This window comes from Epilithonimonas sp. (genome assembly GCF_032055105.1).
Classification (GTDB): Bacteria; Bacteroidota; Bacteroidia; order Flavobacteriales; family Weeksellaceae; genus Epilithonimonas.
The window spans coordinates 68,666-84,933 of sequence record NZ_DAMBRK010000009.1 but is presented as its reverse complement, the minus strand read 5'-3'; the positions used below and the strand labels follow the sequence as shown (position 1 = coordinate 84,933).

The 16,268-nt window shown below is 34.1% G+C and carries 12 protein-coding genes and 1 pseudogene; 6 read left to right on the top strand and 7 right to left on the bottom strand.

The genetic code is table 11. From position 1 onward, the window contains the following. Positions 1-18 precede the first annotated feature (18 nt). The 6 genes and pseudogenes from RTY06_RS09470 to tsaE form a co-directional block, all read right to left on the bottom strand. Positions 19-2,294: pseudogene (locus tag RTY06_RS09470) on the bottom strand (cation:proton antiporter). Between the two features lie 115 nt (positions 2,295-2,409). Continuing rightward, the gene (locus tag RTY06_RS09465; protein ID WP_312824480.1) at positions 2,410-3,117 is read right to left on the bottom strand and encodes a LytTR family DNA-binding domain-containing protein; all 708 of its coding nucleotides are present in this window, start codon (positions 3,115-3,117) and stop codon (positions 2,410-2,412) included. Continuing rightward, on the bottom strand, positions 3,092-3,865 hold the full coding sequence (locus tag RTY06_RS09460) for a histidine kinase (protein WP_312824478.1): 774 nt from the start codon (positions 3,863-3,865) through the stop codon (positions 3,092-3,094). The genes RTY06_RS09465 and RTY06_RS09460 overlap by 26 nt, the downstream gene beginning before the upstream one ends. Positions 3,866-3,915: 50 nt before the next feature. Further along, complete coding sequence (locus tag RTY06_RS09455) at positions 3,916-4,287, bottom strand: hypothetical protein (protein ID WP_312824476.1); 372 nt, start codon at positions 4,285-4,287, stop codon at positions 3,916-3,918. 9 nt (positions 4,288-4,296) lie between these two features. After that, the gene (locus tag RTY06_RS09450; protein WP_312824474.1) at positions 4,297-5,496 is read right to left on the bottom strand and encodes an alanine dehydrogenase; all 1,200 of its coding nucleotides are present in this window, start codon (positions 5,494-5,496) and stop codon (positions 4,297-4,299) included. A gap of 57 nt (positions 5,497-5,553) precedes the next feature. Then, positions 5,554-5,961 carry a tRNA (adenosine(37)-N6)-threonylcarbamoyltransferase complex ATPase subunit type 1 TsaE gene (gene tsaE / locus RTY06_RS09445; RefSeq protein WP_312824472.1) on the bottom strand — a complete coding sequence of 136 codons (408 nt, stop codon included), beginning with the start codon at positions 5,959-5,961 and terminating at the stop codon, positions 5,554-5,556. 117 nt (positions 5,962-6,078) lie between these two features. On the opposite strand from tsaE, the gene dnaG reads away from it, so the two are divergent. Then, a complete protein-coding gene (dnaG, locus tag RTY06_RS09440; protein ID WP_312824471.1) occupies positions 6,079-8,004 on the top strand; it encodes a DNA primase in 1,926 nt (641 codons plus the stop codon). Positions 8,005-8,128: 124 nt separating this feature from the next. Here dnaG and RTY06_RS09435 read toward each other — a convergent pair whose 3' ends face one another. After that, complete coding sequence (locus tag RTY06_RS09435) at positions 8,129-8,509, bottom strand: cyclic nucleotide-binding domain-containing protein (RefSeq protein WP_312824468.1); 381 nt, start codon at positions 8,507-8,509, stop codon at positions 8,129-8,131. Between the two features lie 428 nt (positions 8,510-8,937). Between RTY06_RS09435 and RTY06_RS09430 the strand changes: the two genes are divergently transcribed. The 5 genes from RTY06_RS09430 to RTY06_RS09410 all read left to right on the top strand — a co-directional run bounded on the left by RTY06_RS09430 (position 8,938) and on the right by RTY06_RS09410 (position 16,183). Beyond that, a complete protein-coding gene (locus RTY06_RS09430) occupies positions 8,938-11,601 on the top strand; it encodes a hypothetical protein (RefSeq protein WP_312824466.1) in 2,664 nt (887 codons plus the stop codon). 23 nt (positions 11,602-11,624) lie between these two features. Then, positions 11,625-12,176, top strand: coding sequence for a hypothetical protein (locus RTY06_RS09425; protein ID WP_312824465.1), 552 nt, complete (start codon positions 11,625-11,627; stop codon positions 12,174-12,176). Positions 12,177-13,428: 1,252 nt separating this feature from the next. After that, positions 13,429-14,106, top strand: a complete 678-nt coding sequence (gene clpP, locus RTY06_RS09420) for an ATP-dependent Clp endopeptidase proteolytic subunit ClpP (protein ID WP_312824464.1) — start codon at positions 13,429-13,431, stop codon at positions 14,104-14,106. Positions 14,107-14,409: 303 nt separating this feature from the next. Further along, entirely contained in the window at positions 14,410-14,664 is a 255-nt protein-coding gene (locus RTY06_RS09415) for a hypothetical protein (protein WP_312824462.1), read from the top strand. A gap of 136 nt (positions 14,665-14,800) precedes the next feature. Further along, positions 14,801-16,183 carry a dipeptidase gene (locus RTY06_RS09410; protein ID WP_312824460.1) on the top strand — a complete coding sequence of 461 codons (1,383 nt, stop codon included), beginning with the start codon at positions 14,801-14,803 and terminating at the stop codon, positions 16,181-16,183. Positions 16,184-16,268 lie beyond the last annotated feature (85 nt).

Here is a 16,268-nt window from a genome sequence, read left to right as displayed (position 1 = left end):
TGTCTATGTGGTTTTATTTTAAGGATTCGAAACAATTAAAGTGGACGGAATATCCGATAACCAAAGACTTTTTGTATCAATCAGACTTTTCCAACTTCTACTGCTAATCAACATCAAATCCTGAGATTCCAAGAAATCTTTTTCAATAGTTTTCTCGTTGTAAAGCGTGATGTGATTCGGTGCGATATGTTCGATGTTTCTTATCAATTCACGGATTTCTGTATTCTTACGGATTTGTCCCGCAGCGTCAAGAATGATAACCTGAGAATCATTATTATTGATTAATCTTTTTGCATATTCAACCAGATAAAAATCGCTCAAATCAAAAATCGGGATGAAGATTTTGTCCGCACTTTCGAAGTTTTTGTCAACCATTATTCCGACAGGAATATTCGTTTTATCGAGAATACTCAACGTAAAATCGTCAAAAGGAGAGGAATTAAAAATATAAGATTTTCCTTTTACCGTGTTTAATAATTTTCCGGGATTGATGATTTTAGTCGTAAAACCAAGCAATTTTCCAAGCAAGTTCCTTCATAAATCGATTTCCCCAACATTATCAAAAGCAAATCATAATGACCTTTGTTCGTGATGTTTACTAAATCATTTTCAATATCGTTGGAAGCTTTGAAGAGTGTTGTAACTTCCAGTTTCAATTCGTGAGAAGTATCAATCACATCTTCGAATAAATCTTTCTCATAATCTTCAATATCAAAAGCGTGAAGTTCATCAACAGGCGCAATATTCATTGCTGTTACACTTTTGTTTCCGTTCATTTTATGAGTGAAATTATCTGCTAATTTTAGAAGCGTACTTCCAGATTCAGGCGTGTCAAATGAAAGAAGGACTTTGTATTTTCCACTGTTTTCATCAGTTTCTTCATCAATCATCGATTTTTTTCCTTTGAAGATAAAATTAATTAAATCTAATGAAGGTCCGGTCATAAATGTGGTAAACAGCGCCATTATAACCATCATCGCAAAAATCTCAGGACTCAAAACGCCTAAATCGTAACCGATATTAAGGACAATCAATTCCATCAAACCTCTTGTATTCATTAATGCTCCAATGGTAAGGCTGTCTTTCCAGTTGATTCTAAGAAATTTCGCAGTTAACGCACTTCCAATAAATTTTCCTGTAACTGCAGTTGCTATTATTAACCCTGCAATCATCCAAAGATGTCCGTCATTCAGTAGTCCGATTTGAGTTCTCAATCCTGTAAAAACGAAGAATAATGGTAATAATAAAACTAATGCAACATCTTCAACTTTCTCAATGAAAAGATTTCTGAATTTCACATTTTCAGGCATTATCGCACCTGCCATAAAAGCTCCGAATAATGCGTGAATTCCGATAACTTCTGTCGCATAAGCAGAAATAATCAATGTCAAAAAGAAAATCGCAACGATAGATTTGTTGATTAATCCTTTTCCAGCTTGCAATTCTCCGATTCTTTTCAAGAAAGGTCTTACGATTTTTATCATTAGAAAAACGTAAGCAATCGCCATTAGAATGACATAGATTGAACTTGCAAAAGAACCAGCTTTTACAATCGCAATGACGGCCGCCAAAATACACCAGGCTGTAATATCATCTGCCGCAGCACAAGTGATAACAATAGTTCCGAGTTTTGTTTTTTGGAGATTTCGTTCCTGAACGATTCTTGCCAAAACAGGAAAAGCAGTAATACTCATCGCAATCGCAATAAACAACGCAAATGAACTGAACTGAATCCCATCCGGTGCAAATTCCTTATAAATGAAATAAGACAATCCAATTCCTAAAGCAAACGGAATAATGATACTCGCGTGGCTGATAACAACTGCATCGTGTGCTTTCTTCCTAAGAACACTCAAATCCAGCTCCATTCCTACGATGTACATAAAAAGAATCAAACCGATTTGACTCAAAAACTGTAAGTTTCCTAAAGATTCTTTTGGAAATAGGAAAGCGGAAAATTCAGGGAAATAAAGTCCTAAAAGTGAAGGTCCGAGAACAATACCCGCAATCATTTCTCCAATTACAGAAGGCTGTTTCATCTTCATACAAATCCAACCGAATAATCTCGCCACCAAAATAATGGTTACGATTTGCGCTAAAAGTAATGCTAACGGATGATGAAGATTGGCTAAGAATGACTCAGCAAAGTTTTCCCACATTGTGCCTATGCTTTCTTTTATAATGATATTTTCGCCTGCTTCCAGCGTTTTTCCTTGTATCAAGAACCAATATACGAGACAAGAGAAGAACGCAATTGTAACGGTGTAAAATATAATATTTCTGTACTTTTTCATATGCAATTTCATTTAAATCTTACTTGATTTCAAGATGTAAAATTGAGAAGTTTTTGAATACGAAATTCATCTTCAATTGAAAAATGTAATGAAACGGCTAAATTCTGCGCTGAAATTATTTCGATAGTTTTTCAGAAACCTGATTTCTGAAAACATCACTAATACTCAATTTCACAGGATTTCCTTCAGAAGTATTAATATCCAAAATAATTTCCGATGAAGAAAAAACCTGAATATGCTGAATATTAACCATTTCTTTTTTGTTGATTTGAACAAAGTTTTTCTGTGGTAATAATTCTAATAAATTTTTGAAGCTTAAGTTTTTAAGGATGATTTCGGAATTGTTTTTCAGCCTCAAATCTTTGTCTCTACTGTCAATTTCAGAAGTTTTGATGTAGATAATATCGTTGACAAAAATTCGTGTTTTTCCAAGATTGGTATTCCATTCAAAAAACTGATTTTTTTGCTGTTCGTTAAGCAGTTTTTCGGCTTTTTCAAAAGCTTGTTGCAGGCGTTCTTTCTTGATTGGTTTTCGCACATAATCCACAACATCTAGGTCAAAAGCTTCCGCCGCATATTCCTTATAAGCCGTTGTGAAAATTATTTTTTTGTCCTTGATTAATTCAGCAACTTGAAGTCCATTCATAGTCGGCATTTCGATGTCGAGAATGCAAAGGTCACAGTCTATATTATTAATTTCGTCTAGGAAAAGTTTAGGATTGTTGAAGGCTCTTACAACTTCGATTCCTTCAATCTGGTCGCAAAGAAGTTTTAGGTAGCTGATTGCCAGTAATTCATCATCCAGAATAACGCATTTTATCATAAAATTCTGAAAGATTAATGGTTAATTGCGCTGTGAAAACATCATTACTGATATTTTTACTGAGTTTGTAATAATTCTTATAAATCAGTTTCAGTCTTTGGTCAAAAGATTTGCTTCCGAATCCGCTGTTCTCTTTTTCGAGCGGTTTTTTGTCCGAAATTTTGTTGGAAACTTTCATTTCAAATTTTCCGTCTTCGAGAATTAAGTTAATTGAAATAAATGAATCCTGAGCCAGAAAATCTGTATGTTTAAAAGCATTTTCAATCAAATCAACAGAAATCAACGGCGCAAAAACTTTCTCAGAATAGATTGAATCTTCTTTATTGATTTTAGTCTTAATTCTGAAATCAAATAATGGATTGATTTTGATTTTATTAATGTCAATGAGATTCATTGCAAACACCAATTCTTCTTTTGGTGTAACGAATTTGTTACTGCTTTCATAAAGAATATAATCAAGAATATTGGCTAATTTATCCAGCGAAATGTAAGTCTGATAAGCGTGCGACTGAACCGAATTCAGGATATTTTTGAAAAGATGCGGATTAAGTTTCGTCTCGATGTGTTCCAATCTTACATTGTCGAGTTTGCTTTCAATAGCTTTGTAATTGTCTTCTAGGATTTTATTTTTTGCCTTGACTGATTTGTATTTTCCAAACAGAAAAAAACTTAGAACCAACAAAAAAAAGATGACAAAAATCCCACCAAATAAAAGATAATCGGGTAGAAGGAGACTTTTGCCGTTCATAAAATAAATATTAGATGTTAGACTTTAGAAATTAGATTTAAAATCAACATTTATCTTAGTTTTTTAAGTCCTTTGAATTCTGCAGTTTCCTTACATTTAGAATAATTGACTTCAAATCTTGGATTCTTTTTCGGGTAAATCAAAAGATATTCTGGACAAGGTTCATTCTGAGGTTTGCTTCGGTCAAAATCGATTTCTCCTTTTGTAATAATGCTGTCTTTCAGAAATTGTTCAGAAATTTTGCTCGTTTCCATTTCTATTTGAAACTCTGGAGAATAGATGAAATTTTTTGTCAAAGTCTCAGCAATCACTCTGTCATTCGGGAAGTATGAACAACTCGCACCTTTTTGATTAAGAACAAAGAAAACGATTAATAATCCCGGAACTAGTCCAATTGTATAGAATTTAAGTTTTTTAAGCATTGTTTGATTTTAAAAAATCAGAAGATTGATGTCGTGATAAGGAAGGTCGAACTTGTTGCAAATCAACTGTTTCGTGTGTCTTCCTTTGTACATATAAAGCGATTGTTTGATTTCGTTTTTGTGAACCAGCATATTTTCGAAACCACCTTCTTCATCATAACCAAGAAGGTAACTTAGAAAGAAATTACTTACAGCTTTTGTTGTAGTTCTCGGCATTTTTGAAGTCAAATTCGGAAGTCCGCAATGGATTACGCCGTGTTTTACAACGAAAGGATTTTCTGTAGTTGTCAATTCTGAAGTTTCAATCACTTTTCCGTTATCAATTGTGATATCGATGATGACACTTCCTTTTTTCATTTTCATTACCATATCTTCGGTAACGACTGGAGGTAGATTAAGTCTTGGTAAAGCGCCAATGACAACGTCAGCTCTTCTAAGAGATTTTGTCAGTTCTTTTGGGTCGATGATTGAAGTTGGAACGCGACTGTCAACCAAAGTATGAAGTCTTCTCAGTTTTGAAAGTGAATTATCAAAAACCTTAACGCTTGCTCCTAATCCAATTGCCGCTTTAGTTGCAAATTCTCCTACGATTCCTGCTCCTAGAATTACCACTTCTGTTGGCCTAACACCTGTAATTCCACCTAACATCAATCCATTTGACATTGCCAAAAGTTCCGATGCGTAAAGGATTGAAACACTTCCTGCAATCTCACCGATTAATCTTACTAAAGATAACTGCTTGTACTCATCCATTATGAATTCGAAGGCAATTGCATTGACTTTTTTACAAGCCAATTTCATAAAGTAATCTTTGTCTCTTAGGTTGATTTGAAGCGCAGAAATCAGATACGTCATTGGTCTGAGATATTCGATTTCTTCTTCGGTTGGTGGATTGATTTTAAGAACAAGGTCTTGAGAAAAAGCCACTTTTGGATCATTGGTAATTTCTGCGCCAGCTTCTGAATACAGAATATCCGGAAAATGTGAGCCCAAACCTGCACCGCTTTCTATAATGACTTTGTGACCATTATTGATTAATATTTGAACAGCGTCCGGAATAAGACAGGTTCTTTTTTCATTAAGGCAAGTTTCTTTCGGAACTCCAATACTGAAAGCTTTTCCTTGCTTTTTTACAACTTCTAATTTCTCTTCTTTCGGAATCAATTCTTGTTCAGAAAAAGGTGTAAATATGGTTGATGTGCTGCTCATAAAATCAAAACATTAATCAATAATATAAAACAAAGATAAAATAAATTATGTTAAATGTTATTTAAATTCGATTTCCCTTCCTGATTCTGTATTATTGATGCTCATCTCGTGGAAATCATAGGCTTCAAGCTCATCCATATAGATTTCTGGCCATTCGATAATCGAGAGAAAAGCATTGTCAAGGTATTCTTCAATCCCGAAATCGTAAGCTTCTTCTACGGATTTTAATCGATACAAATCGAAGTGGTAAACTTTTCCTTTCGGAGTATCGTATTCGTTTATAATAGAGTAGGTTGGAGAAGATATCTCGTCTGTACTTCCTAATTCTTTAAGCAAAAATTGACTGAATGTAGTTTTTCCAGCTCCAAGATTCCCTTTTAATAATAAAATGTTATGATGAAGATTTGGAATGATTTGATTAACAATGTTTTTCCATTCTTCAAGTTGATGAATCGTAAATTGCATCTTTTAATTTTTTACAAAAATAAGCTTTTGAGAATTGAATTATTAAATGTTTTTAAGTATAATTAATCAACTTGTATTAACTTTACCAATTCAATTTTTTCTAAATTTTATCCAAGATTGATTACCAAAGAAACCATAGACAAGATATTTTCTACCATCCGTGTAGAAGAAATTATCGGGGAGTATGTTCAACTGAAAAGAGCAGGTTCTAACTTCAAGGGTCTGAGTCCTTTTCATGAGGAAAAATCACCAAGTTTCGTTGTTTCGCCAAGTAAGCAGATTTGGAAAGATTTCTCGACGGGGAAAGGTGGAACCGCAATTTCTTTCTTGATGGAAATTGAAAGTTTTACTTATCCGGAGGCACTTCGTCATGCTGCGAAAAAGTACGGAATCGAGATTGAAGAAAACATCCGAGAATATTCCGAAGAAGAAAAACAGTCCCAAACCGAAAAAGATTTACTTTACAAGATCCACGAGGTTGCCAATGATTATTTTCAAGATCAACTCTGGAATTCGGAAGAAGGAAAAATGATTGGTTTCTCTTATTTCAAGGAAAGAGAACTAAGAGACGATATTATTAAGAAATTTCAACTCGGTTATTCGCCGGAAAAGAAAAGTGCCTTTACTGAGTTTGCTCTCGGAAAATCTTATTCCAAAGAAATTCTAGAGAAATCCGGACTTTCTATTTTTCCGGAAAATACACCTTCGGGGATTGACAGATTCCGTGATAGAGTTGTTTTCCCGATTCATAGTTTTTCGGGTCGAGTTCTTGGTTTTGGTGCGAGGATTCTCAAGAATAATGTCAAAACGGCAAAGTACCTCAATTCTCCTGAAACCGAGATTTATCATAAATCCAATGTCCTTTATGGTCTGAATCAAAGTAAACAATCCATTTCCAGAAAGAATCTTTGTCTTTTGGTTGAAGGTTATATGGATGTTGTTTCGCTTCACCAGTCAGGAATTGAGAATGTTGTAGCAAGTTCCGGAACATCTTTGACAACGGAACAAATCAAACTCATCAAAAGATTAACGGAAAATGTTACTATTCTTTTTGATGGTGACAAAGCCGGAATTAAAGCGAGTTTCCGAAGCATTGATATGTTGTTAGCGGAAGGAATGAACATTCGGGTTTTATTGTTTCCAGATGGTGACGACCCCGATTCTTTTGCCAGAAAACATCCGCAGGAATACGTTGAAAATTTCATTGAGAAAGAAGCCAAAGATTTTATTGATTTCAAAGCAGAAATTCTTCTTCGTGATGCAGGAGATGACCCGATTAGAAAAGCTGAATCTATTCGTGATATTGTAAAATCGGTTTCATTTGTTCAGAATGCTTTGAAGCGAGAAGTTTATCTGAAAGAGGTTTCCAACAAATTTGGATTAAGTGAACAAAGTTTATTTAATGAACTTCAAATTCAAACCAATGTAACGCAACAGCAGGAATCAAAACCAAAGTTTGAAGAAAAAAAAGCACCTCAGAAACTAGAGATTGTTCAGGAAGCTTTTATATCTGTCAATCCACTTTTATTATTGGAAGAGAAGTTGGTGGATTTGATGCTCAAATATGGCGATGTAGTTTTAGAAAGAAAAGATATTGAAGGAAATGATTATAAAATCACAGTTATTGAAGAAATTCTGAATCATTTGGAAGAAGACGATTGCGAAATCCAATTGGATATTCATAAAAAAATTGTTTCTGAAATTAAGGAAGGAATCTTGCAAAATGAAATCCGTTCTGGTCAATTTTTCTTTAATTTTATGGATGAAGAGATGTCCGGCAAATTAGCAAACGCTTTGATTGATAATTATCAAACTAGCAATTGGAACAAGTTTAATATCTATTTCAGTTCAGAGGAAGAAGTTTTGCCTAAAATGGTTTCGGATATCGTTTTGCGACACAAAAGAGAATATATAGTCAAATTAATTAATGATTTTAAAAATTCTCTCAGCACAGAAGACGATAATACAACTATTTACCAGCAGATTATTTTATTAACGCAACTTAAAAATAAATTGGATAGCGAATTATTTCGTATTCTTTAAATTATTACTTTGATTTTTTTCTAAATCTAGTTTTTTTCTAATTCTGCTTAATGCTTGAGGCGTAATCCCAAGGTAGGAGGCAATGTGATTTAGCTGAATTATTTGCGTGATTTGGGGTCTATCTTTAACGAAGTCTAAGTATAATTCTGTTGCTGTTTTTATTTATTTCCTTGTTCTCTATTGCAATGAAGATCATTTCGGTTATTTTTGTTGCAATATGACTTGCCGCGATTGGTTTTTTTGGGATTTCCTCCAAATTATGATGCGACAAACTTAGAACTTGCATGTTTGTTATGGCTTCTAAGTTGAATCTGGATGGTGACCTTGTAAAAAAAGAGCTATATGACGAAGTTATATTATTGTTAAATGCAAAATCCAAAGTGTAGGTCTTATCACCATTGTTAAAATAAACCCTTGAGATACCTTGTAGAATAAAGTGTACATAATTTTCTACAGAGTTCTGTGGTGTGATTATTTCATTTTTTATGAAATTTTCTGTATTCAATTTTATCCATAATAAATTCCCATTCATTATCTGGTATCTGATAAAACTGACAAAGGAATTTTTTTAAAATTGAAAGTTGGTTAATCATTTTTGTATTTTTTTTATAAATCTTGTTGTAACAATTAATTATGTTGCAATTTAGGGCTATTTCATAGATTTTAAATTACGTTATTTATGTTTTTATTTGCTTTTTTTCAATAATGAACTTGGGTTTAGTAATTAGCAGTTGAAAATTGGTAAATTTGTACAATTTTTGTAGGCCTTTATAGACTCCTCAATCTTTTTGCAATCTTATTTGATTTCAGATTGTTCATAGGGCTTGCGATTTTTTATCTATCAGTACGATAAAAATTATTTTTTTATAAAAGTAATTCATAAAGGAAAAAAAACACGTAAAAATGATTAAAAATTTATTGACATTTTTTGTCTTGTTATACTTTTATGGTATAAAAGCACAAGCGATTTTTTTAGAAGATTTTGGGCAAACTACAACCAGAATTCCTTCTATTTACACTCCGTCTGGTTTCGGATATTTTATCTATGCAGATCCCAATACTACAGATAATCCCAATACAATATCTGAAAACCCATATCGAACTAATGAAGCTTTAATGGCTTATGTTGTAGAAAATAATTATTATGTAGTTATAGATCCAGCTAGCCTAAAAAGCTCTATGACTGTACCATCTGCATATCAAGGGTATGATATTTGGCAAATTAGAGAAGATCATACAGTTGGTGATACTAATGGTGCGGCGATGTTGGTAAATGCGGGAACAACCACTTCAGCTTTTTACAGTAGAAAGGTAGAGAATAATTTAGTTGCTGGGCATTACTATAAATTAAGTTATTATGCATATTCACAAGATAACTCTTCTATTGTAAGAAGCCAAATAATGAGTTCTAGTGGTAACACGCTCTTGGCAGAAAACAGCCAGTCTCTTTCTGGGGCTGATTGGAATTTGTATGAGACGGTTTTCTTTATTCCTACAGATTGTTCTTCTGTGGATATGAAGTATTATGTTCGTTTAACAAATGGGAGAAGTTATGATTTGGGAAATGACTTTTCTGTTGACGATATAAAATTTGAAGATTTGGGAACCGCATCTCCTGGTGGCACTATTTATAATACCAATTGTCAACCGCGTGCAGAGCCTGTTGCAAATAACGACGAAAAGTTAAACCAACCCTTAGGAGCAGTTGCAGTAGATATTCTTAAAAATGATAAACTTTATAATGGCGAAACGCCAATTGCTTCTCAAGTAGATTTTAGATTATTTGGGATTAGAGATCTTACTAGTTATACAGTTGTAGGAGAAGGGAAATGGTCTTATAATTCTAGCACAGGTTTATTAACATTTACACCAATTTCTGGTTTCAATGGTAATCCAAGTATAATTAGTTATACTGTAGTTGATAAAACTTATCCACTGTCAGGTAATAGTTCAACGCCGTATGGGCCAGGTTCTGAAAATGGAACTACAAATAGAGCAACAGTTAAAATAACCTATGAAGGATCTCCCGTACCTTTAAATGATAAAGCAGAGGCAGAAGTATGTTCGTTTTCACCATCTACAATTTTATCTATTTCTATTTTAGCCAATGATAAAATATATAATAATACTCAAGCAACAACATCTAATGTAGTAGTTCAACTATATGATAGTTTCGGAAATGTTGCTTCAGATAATACCTTTACAAACTCGGGCAAAGGCAAATGGGTGTACAATCCTTCCACAGGTGTATTAACTTTTACTTCGGTAGCTGGTTTTACTGGAACAGATAATGCTTATTACACATTAACAGACACTAGTACAAAAAGAGTTTCGGAAAAAGTAACCGTTACAGCAACTTTAACATTATCTACTAGTACTGTTGATTTGGACGGTGATGGTATTCCAGATACTTGTGATTTAGATGTTGATAACGATGGTATTCCTAACTCTAAAGAAGGGACAAGCGATACAGATGGTGATGGTGTTCTAGATTATAGAGATTCGGATTCAGATAACGATGGTATCCCTGATGTTGTAGAAGCTGGTCTTGGGCAATTAGATTCTGATAACGACGGTAAAATAGATTTGGGATTATTCGTAGATATAAATAAAAACGGTTTGCATGATCCTATTGATGGTAATTGTATAACTTCTGTTTATGCTAGTTCTGTATCAAGCCTTGGCGGGTATTCAGAAAATCTTTCAAATGCAACAGGCGTTCCAGATGCTGATTTTGCGTCGGTAGGGGTAGACTGGTCAAATCCAAGTGCTGTTTTAGTTCAGCCATCACAAATGATCCCGAGCGGAAAGACCTTTACTGTGATGCTTTCTAAGATTGATACTTGGCATACAGATGTAGTGGTTTCCGTTTATAATTCAAATGTTTCTGGTGAGCAGTTGGCGTTATTAGGAACTGCTAATATAGAATCGAATGAAAGTCATGAGTACAGATTTATCAATGATACAGGTGCAAATATTAGTTATTTAAGGATGTCTGTTTCTAAAGCAAGAGGAGTTAAACTTTATGGCTTGGTATACAACTCACCTTGCGGTGCTTTTGTAATTCCTACAGATACCGACGGAGACGGAACGCCGAATTATAAAGATCTTGATAGTGATAATGACACTTGTTTTGATGCAATAGAAGGATCGGGCAATTTCAAAACCTCTAATCTTACATCTGGTCAAATTTCAGGAAATGTTGATCCTGCCACGGGTATTATCACAGGTATTACTCTGCAAGGAATAGGGACTTCTATTGATGCCACGGTTCAGGATCCAGATTGTACCGCAACAACTTCGGTTTGTACAAAGCCAGCAATGGGAGGTACACCAGATTCCTATTCTAAGGTTGGTATAACAACTCAGAGCACAAAAATGGCGCTTTGGCCAGAAAATGTCCCAAATGGACATATCGTATTGGAGTCAACAAACAAAGGATTTGTAATTACAAGAACTTTAGCTGCATCTATCAATAGTCCGGTAGAAGGTATGCTGATTTATGATACAGGAGATAAATGTATCAAACTTTACACTATAGATAATAGTACAAACATAGGATCTTGGCATTGCATCGAAAAAACGTGTAACGAATAATTAATTTAGTGATGAAAATAATTATGAAAATTAAGACCTTAATATTAATTTTACTGGCTTTCAGTATTAATAGTAAAGCGCAAGTGGCAATAGGTAAAACATCTGTAAATACAAATGTTATTTTAGATTTTGGGCAAGAAAACGAAGGTATAATCCTTCCTGTAATCACGACTTTGCCTGTTTTTCCTGCCAATGGCACTTTTGTTATGGATGGAAGAACGGGTCAGCAAAAAGTCAAAGTATTTGAAAACGAGGTTTGGAAAGACCTAAGTGATTCTGGTAGCCTTGCTGAACAAACCAATTCAGGCGTAAGTACAACAACTGCTACGGTAATAAATAGCTCTTCGGAAATAGGGTCTGGCCTAGTAATTGGTAATGTGAAAGCTAATGGTGAAGCAACTTCGGGAGCTACTGGTGTTTTGGTGCTAGAAGCTACAGACAAAGCTTTGGTTTTACCAAAAGTTACAAATCCACATCTCAATATAAAATCGCCAAGAGCAGGAACTATTTGTTTTGATCAAACAAGTAAAACATTAGCGGTTTTCGATGGCGTGGTGTGGAACTATTGGAAATAAGCAATTTCAATTTCTAAGAATTTTTTTGTAGTTTTTTCATTTTTTTTAAAGTATTTCTATTTCTACCAAAATTTCCTAACTTTAGCATTGGAATAAAATTACAAAATCAAACTAGATTTTAAATATTTAGATATTATTGGGTGATAATAAAGAATAAATAGATTTCACCGTAAAATATTGGGGAAATAACGGTCTTGCTACAGACTACTATATGAGATGTTTAACCCAACTAATTTGACGCTTTACAATTTAAAGTAGTGTAGGAAGAAGGTTACGTAGATAAACGATTTTTCAAGATTGATGATGGATAAAATCATTTTCCGGGCAACAGGATTTGATGAGGCTATTACATTTGTTACTGTCTAGTCCTACGAAAAAAAGTATTTATTGTAGGTAATTTTAAATTTTGCAATTGAACTTCAAAAAAATTAATAGTTAGATTGTGTTCCAGAATTCAGATGTTAGCTATCTCCACAGAAAAACATCACTTTTTCCAAACCCTATCAAACAATTCTTTTCAACCATAGTAAAGATGTGGTCACGGCTAAAAAAAACTATTCTTTTTGCTTAAGACAAAGGTCTGTCTCAAATAATTGTTTCCAGCCTATTGGCACATAGTTATCATAATAAATTAAAAATATTAAATAATTTTTAAAATCATAAAAAACTAACCAATTATGAAAACTATTTTTAAACCCATTTTTTTTCGCTTAGCTATTTGTTGATTTCCATTGCTGTAACATCTTGTTCATCGTCCTATGAGGGTAGAGAAGATTCAGTAGCGCAAACTTCGGAAAATATTACTGTTGGAGACAATCTCCATTTAAAATTCAAGACGCCAGATTGGGAAAGAAATATAATTGTGAACATTTAGATTTTTATCCTTTCAGTATTAATGCCGAAACTTATGTTGTTTCTGCAACTTTTGCATCTACCAACGAGACTTTTTATTTTTCTTATCCCCTTTTTAAGTCAAATGCAGATATAGAATGAATATGAATGTTCTTAATAATGCTCGTACAACAAAATTTGTAGAAAGCACATATCATTTCAAAATAAGAACAACCAAAAACTAGAATTGCTTAGAATAATCTCTAAATTTCCAAAACTAACTTTTTATATATAGAAAACCTGCAAATTATTTTGCGGGTTTTTGATTTTCTGTCTTTTCTGATTTCCATTTCTGCCAGAATGTCCTTACATTTGTTTGGAATGATATTAGTAAAAACTAAAAGAGATTATACAAATTAATATGGACATTAAAAAAGAATTCAGAGATTTCTCAGTAAAACATATGGGAAACAACGGTCTTGTTACAGACCAATATATGGGAATGTTCAATCCGACCAATTTGACGCCTTACATTATGGAGGAACGTAGAATGAACGTGGCGCAAATGGACGTTTTTTCGAGATTAATGATGGATAGAATTATTTTCTTGGGAACAGGGATTGACGATCAGGTTGCCAATATTGTAACAGCACAATTATTGTTTCTGGAAAGTTCAGACTCTGCGAAAGATATTCAGATTTATATCAACTCTCCGGGAGGAAGTGTTTATGCAGGATTGGGAATCTATGACACGATGCAGATTATCAAGCCAGATGTTGCAACAATCTGTACAGGTATGGCGGCATCTATGGGAGCGGTGCTTTTGGTTGCAGGAGAGAAAGGGAAACGGTCTGCCCTAAAACATTCTCGAGTAATGATTCACCAGCCTTCTGGCGGTGCACAAGGTGTAGCTTCTGATATGGAAATCAATTTGAGAGAGATGCTGAAATTGAAAAAAGAATTGTACGATATCATTTCAAACCATTCTGGGCAGACTTACGACTGGGTAGAAAAAGCTTCTGACAGAGATTACTGGATGACATCAGAAGAAGCAAAAAGCTTCGGAATGGTAGACGAAGTTCTCGAAAGAAAAAAATAAAACAACAAAACCTGATTCATTTTGAGTCAGGTTTTTTATGATAATTCAAATTATTTGGGCGCCTTTATCCGCCTTCCGCTCCCAATCTTTTCGCTCCACTGCGTTACGTAAAAAGGATTTCCGCTCAAGTCGGGGCGCGCTTCGCAAAGTAGAAACATTTCCTCTTCAATTAGAGACTTGTAAAGAAAAGAAGAAAAATTAATTAGATAGATTACATTTTACTTTTTACATCGTACATTTTACAAAAAATAATTTTGCAGAAAATCTCAATTTTACTACTTTTGACACGTTAAATAATAAAAAATGAAAAAATCTGTAATATTACTGGCTTCTGCTATCTTAGTTGTATCTTGTGATCTTCCTGCTGGAGGTAATAAAGGCCGTCTAAAAAAAGAAGAAGGTGTAGTAAGATATGATGATCCTAACGCACCTCACGGAACTTACAACCCAACTGCAGATTCTACAAAAACAGTTTCTCACGTTGTAGCAGATTCTGCAAAAGTGGCAACACCGGAAGCAAAACCAGCAACAACAGAAGCTCCGGCTGAACATCACTAAGAATTTTATAAAAATATTATAACAAAAAATGTCTTGCGTTTGCAGGACATTTTTTATTTTTACGAACCAACTTTGTCAAAGTTTCAGATCCTTGATAAAGTTTCAAATCATTTATCAATCATCATTTATAATAAAAATGAGTAATACACAACAATACATCAAAGATAACAAGCAACGTTTCCTTGATGAATTATTCGATATCCTTAGAATCGCTTCCATTAGCGCAGACCCAGCTTACAAATCCGAAGTCCTGAAATGCGCAGATGAGGTGGCAAGACACCTAAAAGTTGCTGGAGCAGACAATGTAGAAACGCTTGAAACCAAAGGTTATCCAATTGTTTTTGGAGAAAAAATAATTGATGCTAATTTGCCAACGGTTTTAGTTTACGGTCATTATGACGTTCAGCCAGCTGACCCATTGGAATTATGGACAAGTGACCCGTTTGAGCCAGTTGTAAAAACGACTGAACTTCATCCAGATGGCGCAATTTTCGCAAGAGGTTCTGCGGATGATAAAGGACAATTCTTTATGCACGTCAAAGCTTTCGAGGCAATGATGAAAACAGATTCACTTCCTTGTAATGTTAAGTTTTTGATTGAAGGAGAAGAAGAAGTAGGTTCTGCAAGTTTGGCAGATTTCCTAGAAGACCATAAAGAAAAATTGAGTTGCGATGTTATTTTAATTTCTGATACTCATATTTATTCTAATGAACAGCCAACGGTTACAACAGGTTTGAGAGGTTTGAGTTATGTAGAAGTTGAGGTAGAAGGTCCAAATCGTGATTTACATTCTGGGCTTTATGGAGGTGCAGTTCCGAATCCAATCAATGTTCTGTCAAAAATGATTGGAGATTTGATTGATGACAAAGGACACATTACAATCGATGGTTTTTATGATAATGTTCTGGTTGTTTCCGATGAAGACAGAAAGGAAATGAACAAACTGAAAGACGATCCAGAAGCTTACAAGAAATCAATTAATCTTAATGATATCCAAGGAGAAGAAGGTTATACAACTTTGGAAAGAGCTTCGATTCGGCCAACTCTTGATGTGAACGGAATTTGGGGCGGTTACACTGGAGAAGGTGCAAAAACGGTAATTGCTTCTAAAGCTTTTGCTAAAATCTCAATGAGATTGGTTCCAAATCAAACACCTGAAGAAATTACGGAAAAGTTCACAAGATATTTTGAGAAAATCGCTCCGAAAAGTGTTAAAATAAAAGTGACACCACATCACGGAGGAATGCCTTATGTTTTAGAAAGTAATACCAAAGAGTTTTTGGCTGCTAAAAAAGCAATGGAAAAAGCTTTCGGAAAAGAAGTTCTACCTTACAGAAGTGGAGGAAGTATTCCAATTACCTCTTTGTTCGAAAAAGTTCTTGGCGCTAAATCCGTTCTTATGGGATTTGGATTGGATTCAGATGCTATTCATTCACCTAATGAACATTACGGATTGTACAATTATTATAAAGGAATCGAAAGTATCCCTTATTTCTTTGAGTTTTATGCTCAAGGGTAAGAAAAATTGAAGACAGTTGAGGCTGTCTTTTTTGTTTAATATTAATCAATAGATACAGTCAGACTAAAATTTCAGTCTCGTTGAT

Coding starts and splice junctions, on each gene's coding strand:
- RTY06_RS09415 (WP_312824462.1), top strand. CDS start 14,410: ATGAAAAAATCTGTAATATTACTGGCTTCTGCTATCTTAGTTGTATCT.
- RTY06_RS09460 (WP_312824478.1), bottom strand. CDS start 3,865: ATGAACGGCAAAAGTCTCCTTCTACCCGATTATCTTTTATTTGGTGGG.
- RTY06_RS09410 (WP_312824460.1), top strand. CDS start 14,801: ATGAGTAATACACAACAATACATCAAAGATAACAAGCAACGTTTCCTT.
- RTY06_RS09455 (WP_312824476.1), bottom strand. CDS start 4,287: ATGCTTAAAAAACTTAAATTCTATACAATTGGACTAGTTCCGGGATTA.
- RTY06_RS09465 (WP_312824480.1), bottom strand. CDS start 3,117: ATGATAAAATGCGTTATTCTGGATGATGAATTACTGGCAATCAGCTAC.
- clpP (WP_312824464.1), top strand. CDS start 13,429: ATGGACATTAAAAAAGAATTCAGAGATTTCTCAGTAAAACATATGGGA.
- tsaE (WP_312824472.1), bottom strand. CDS start 5,961: ATGCAATTTACGATTCATCAACTTGAAGAATGGAAAAACATTGTTAAT.
- RTY06_RS09450 (WP_312824474.1), bottom strand. CDS start 5,496: ATGAGCAGCACATCAACCATATTTACACCTTTTTCTGAACAAGAATTG.
- RTY06_RS09425 (WP_312824465.1), top strand. CDS start 11,625: ATGAAAATTAAGACCTTAATATTAATTTTACTGGCTTTCAGTATTAAT.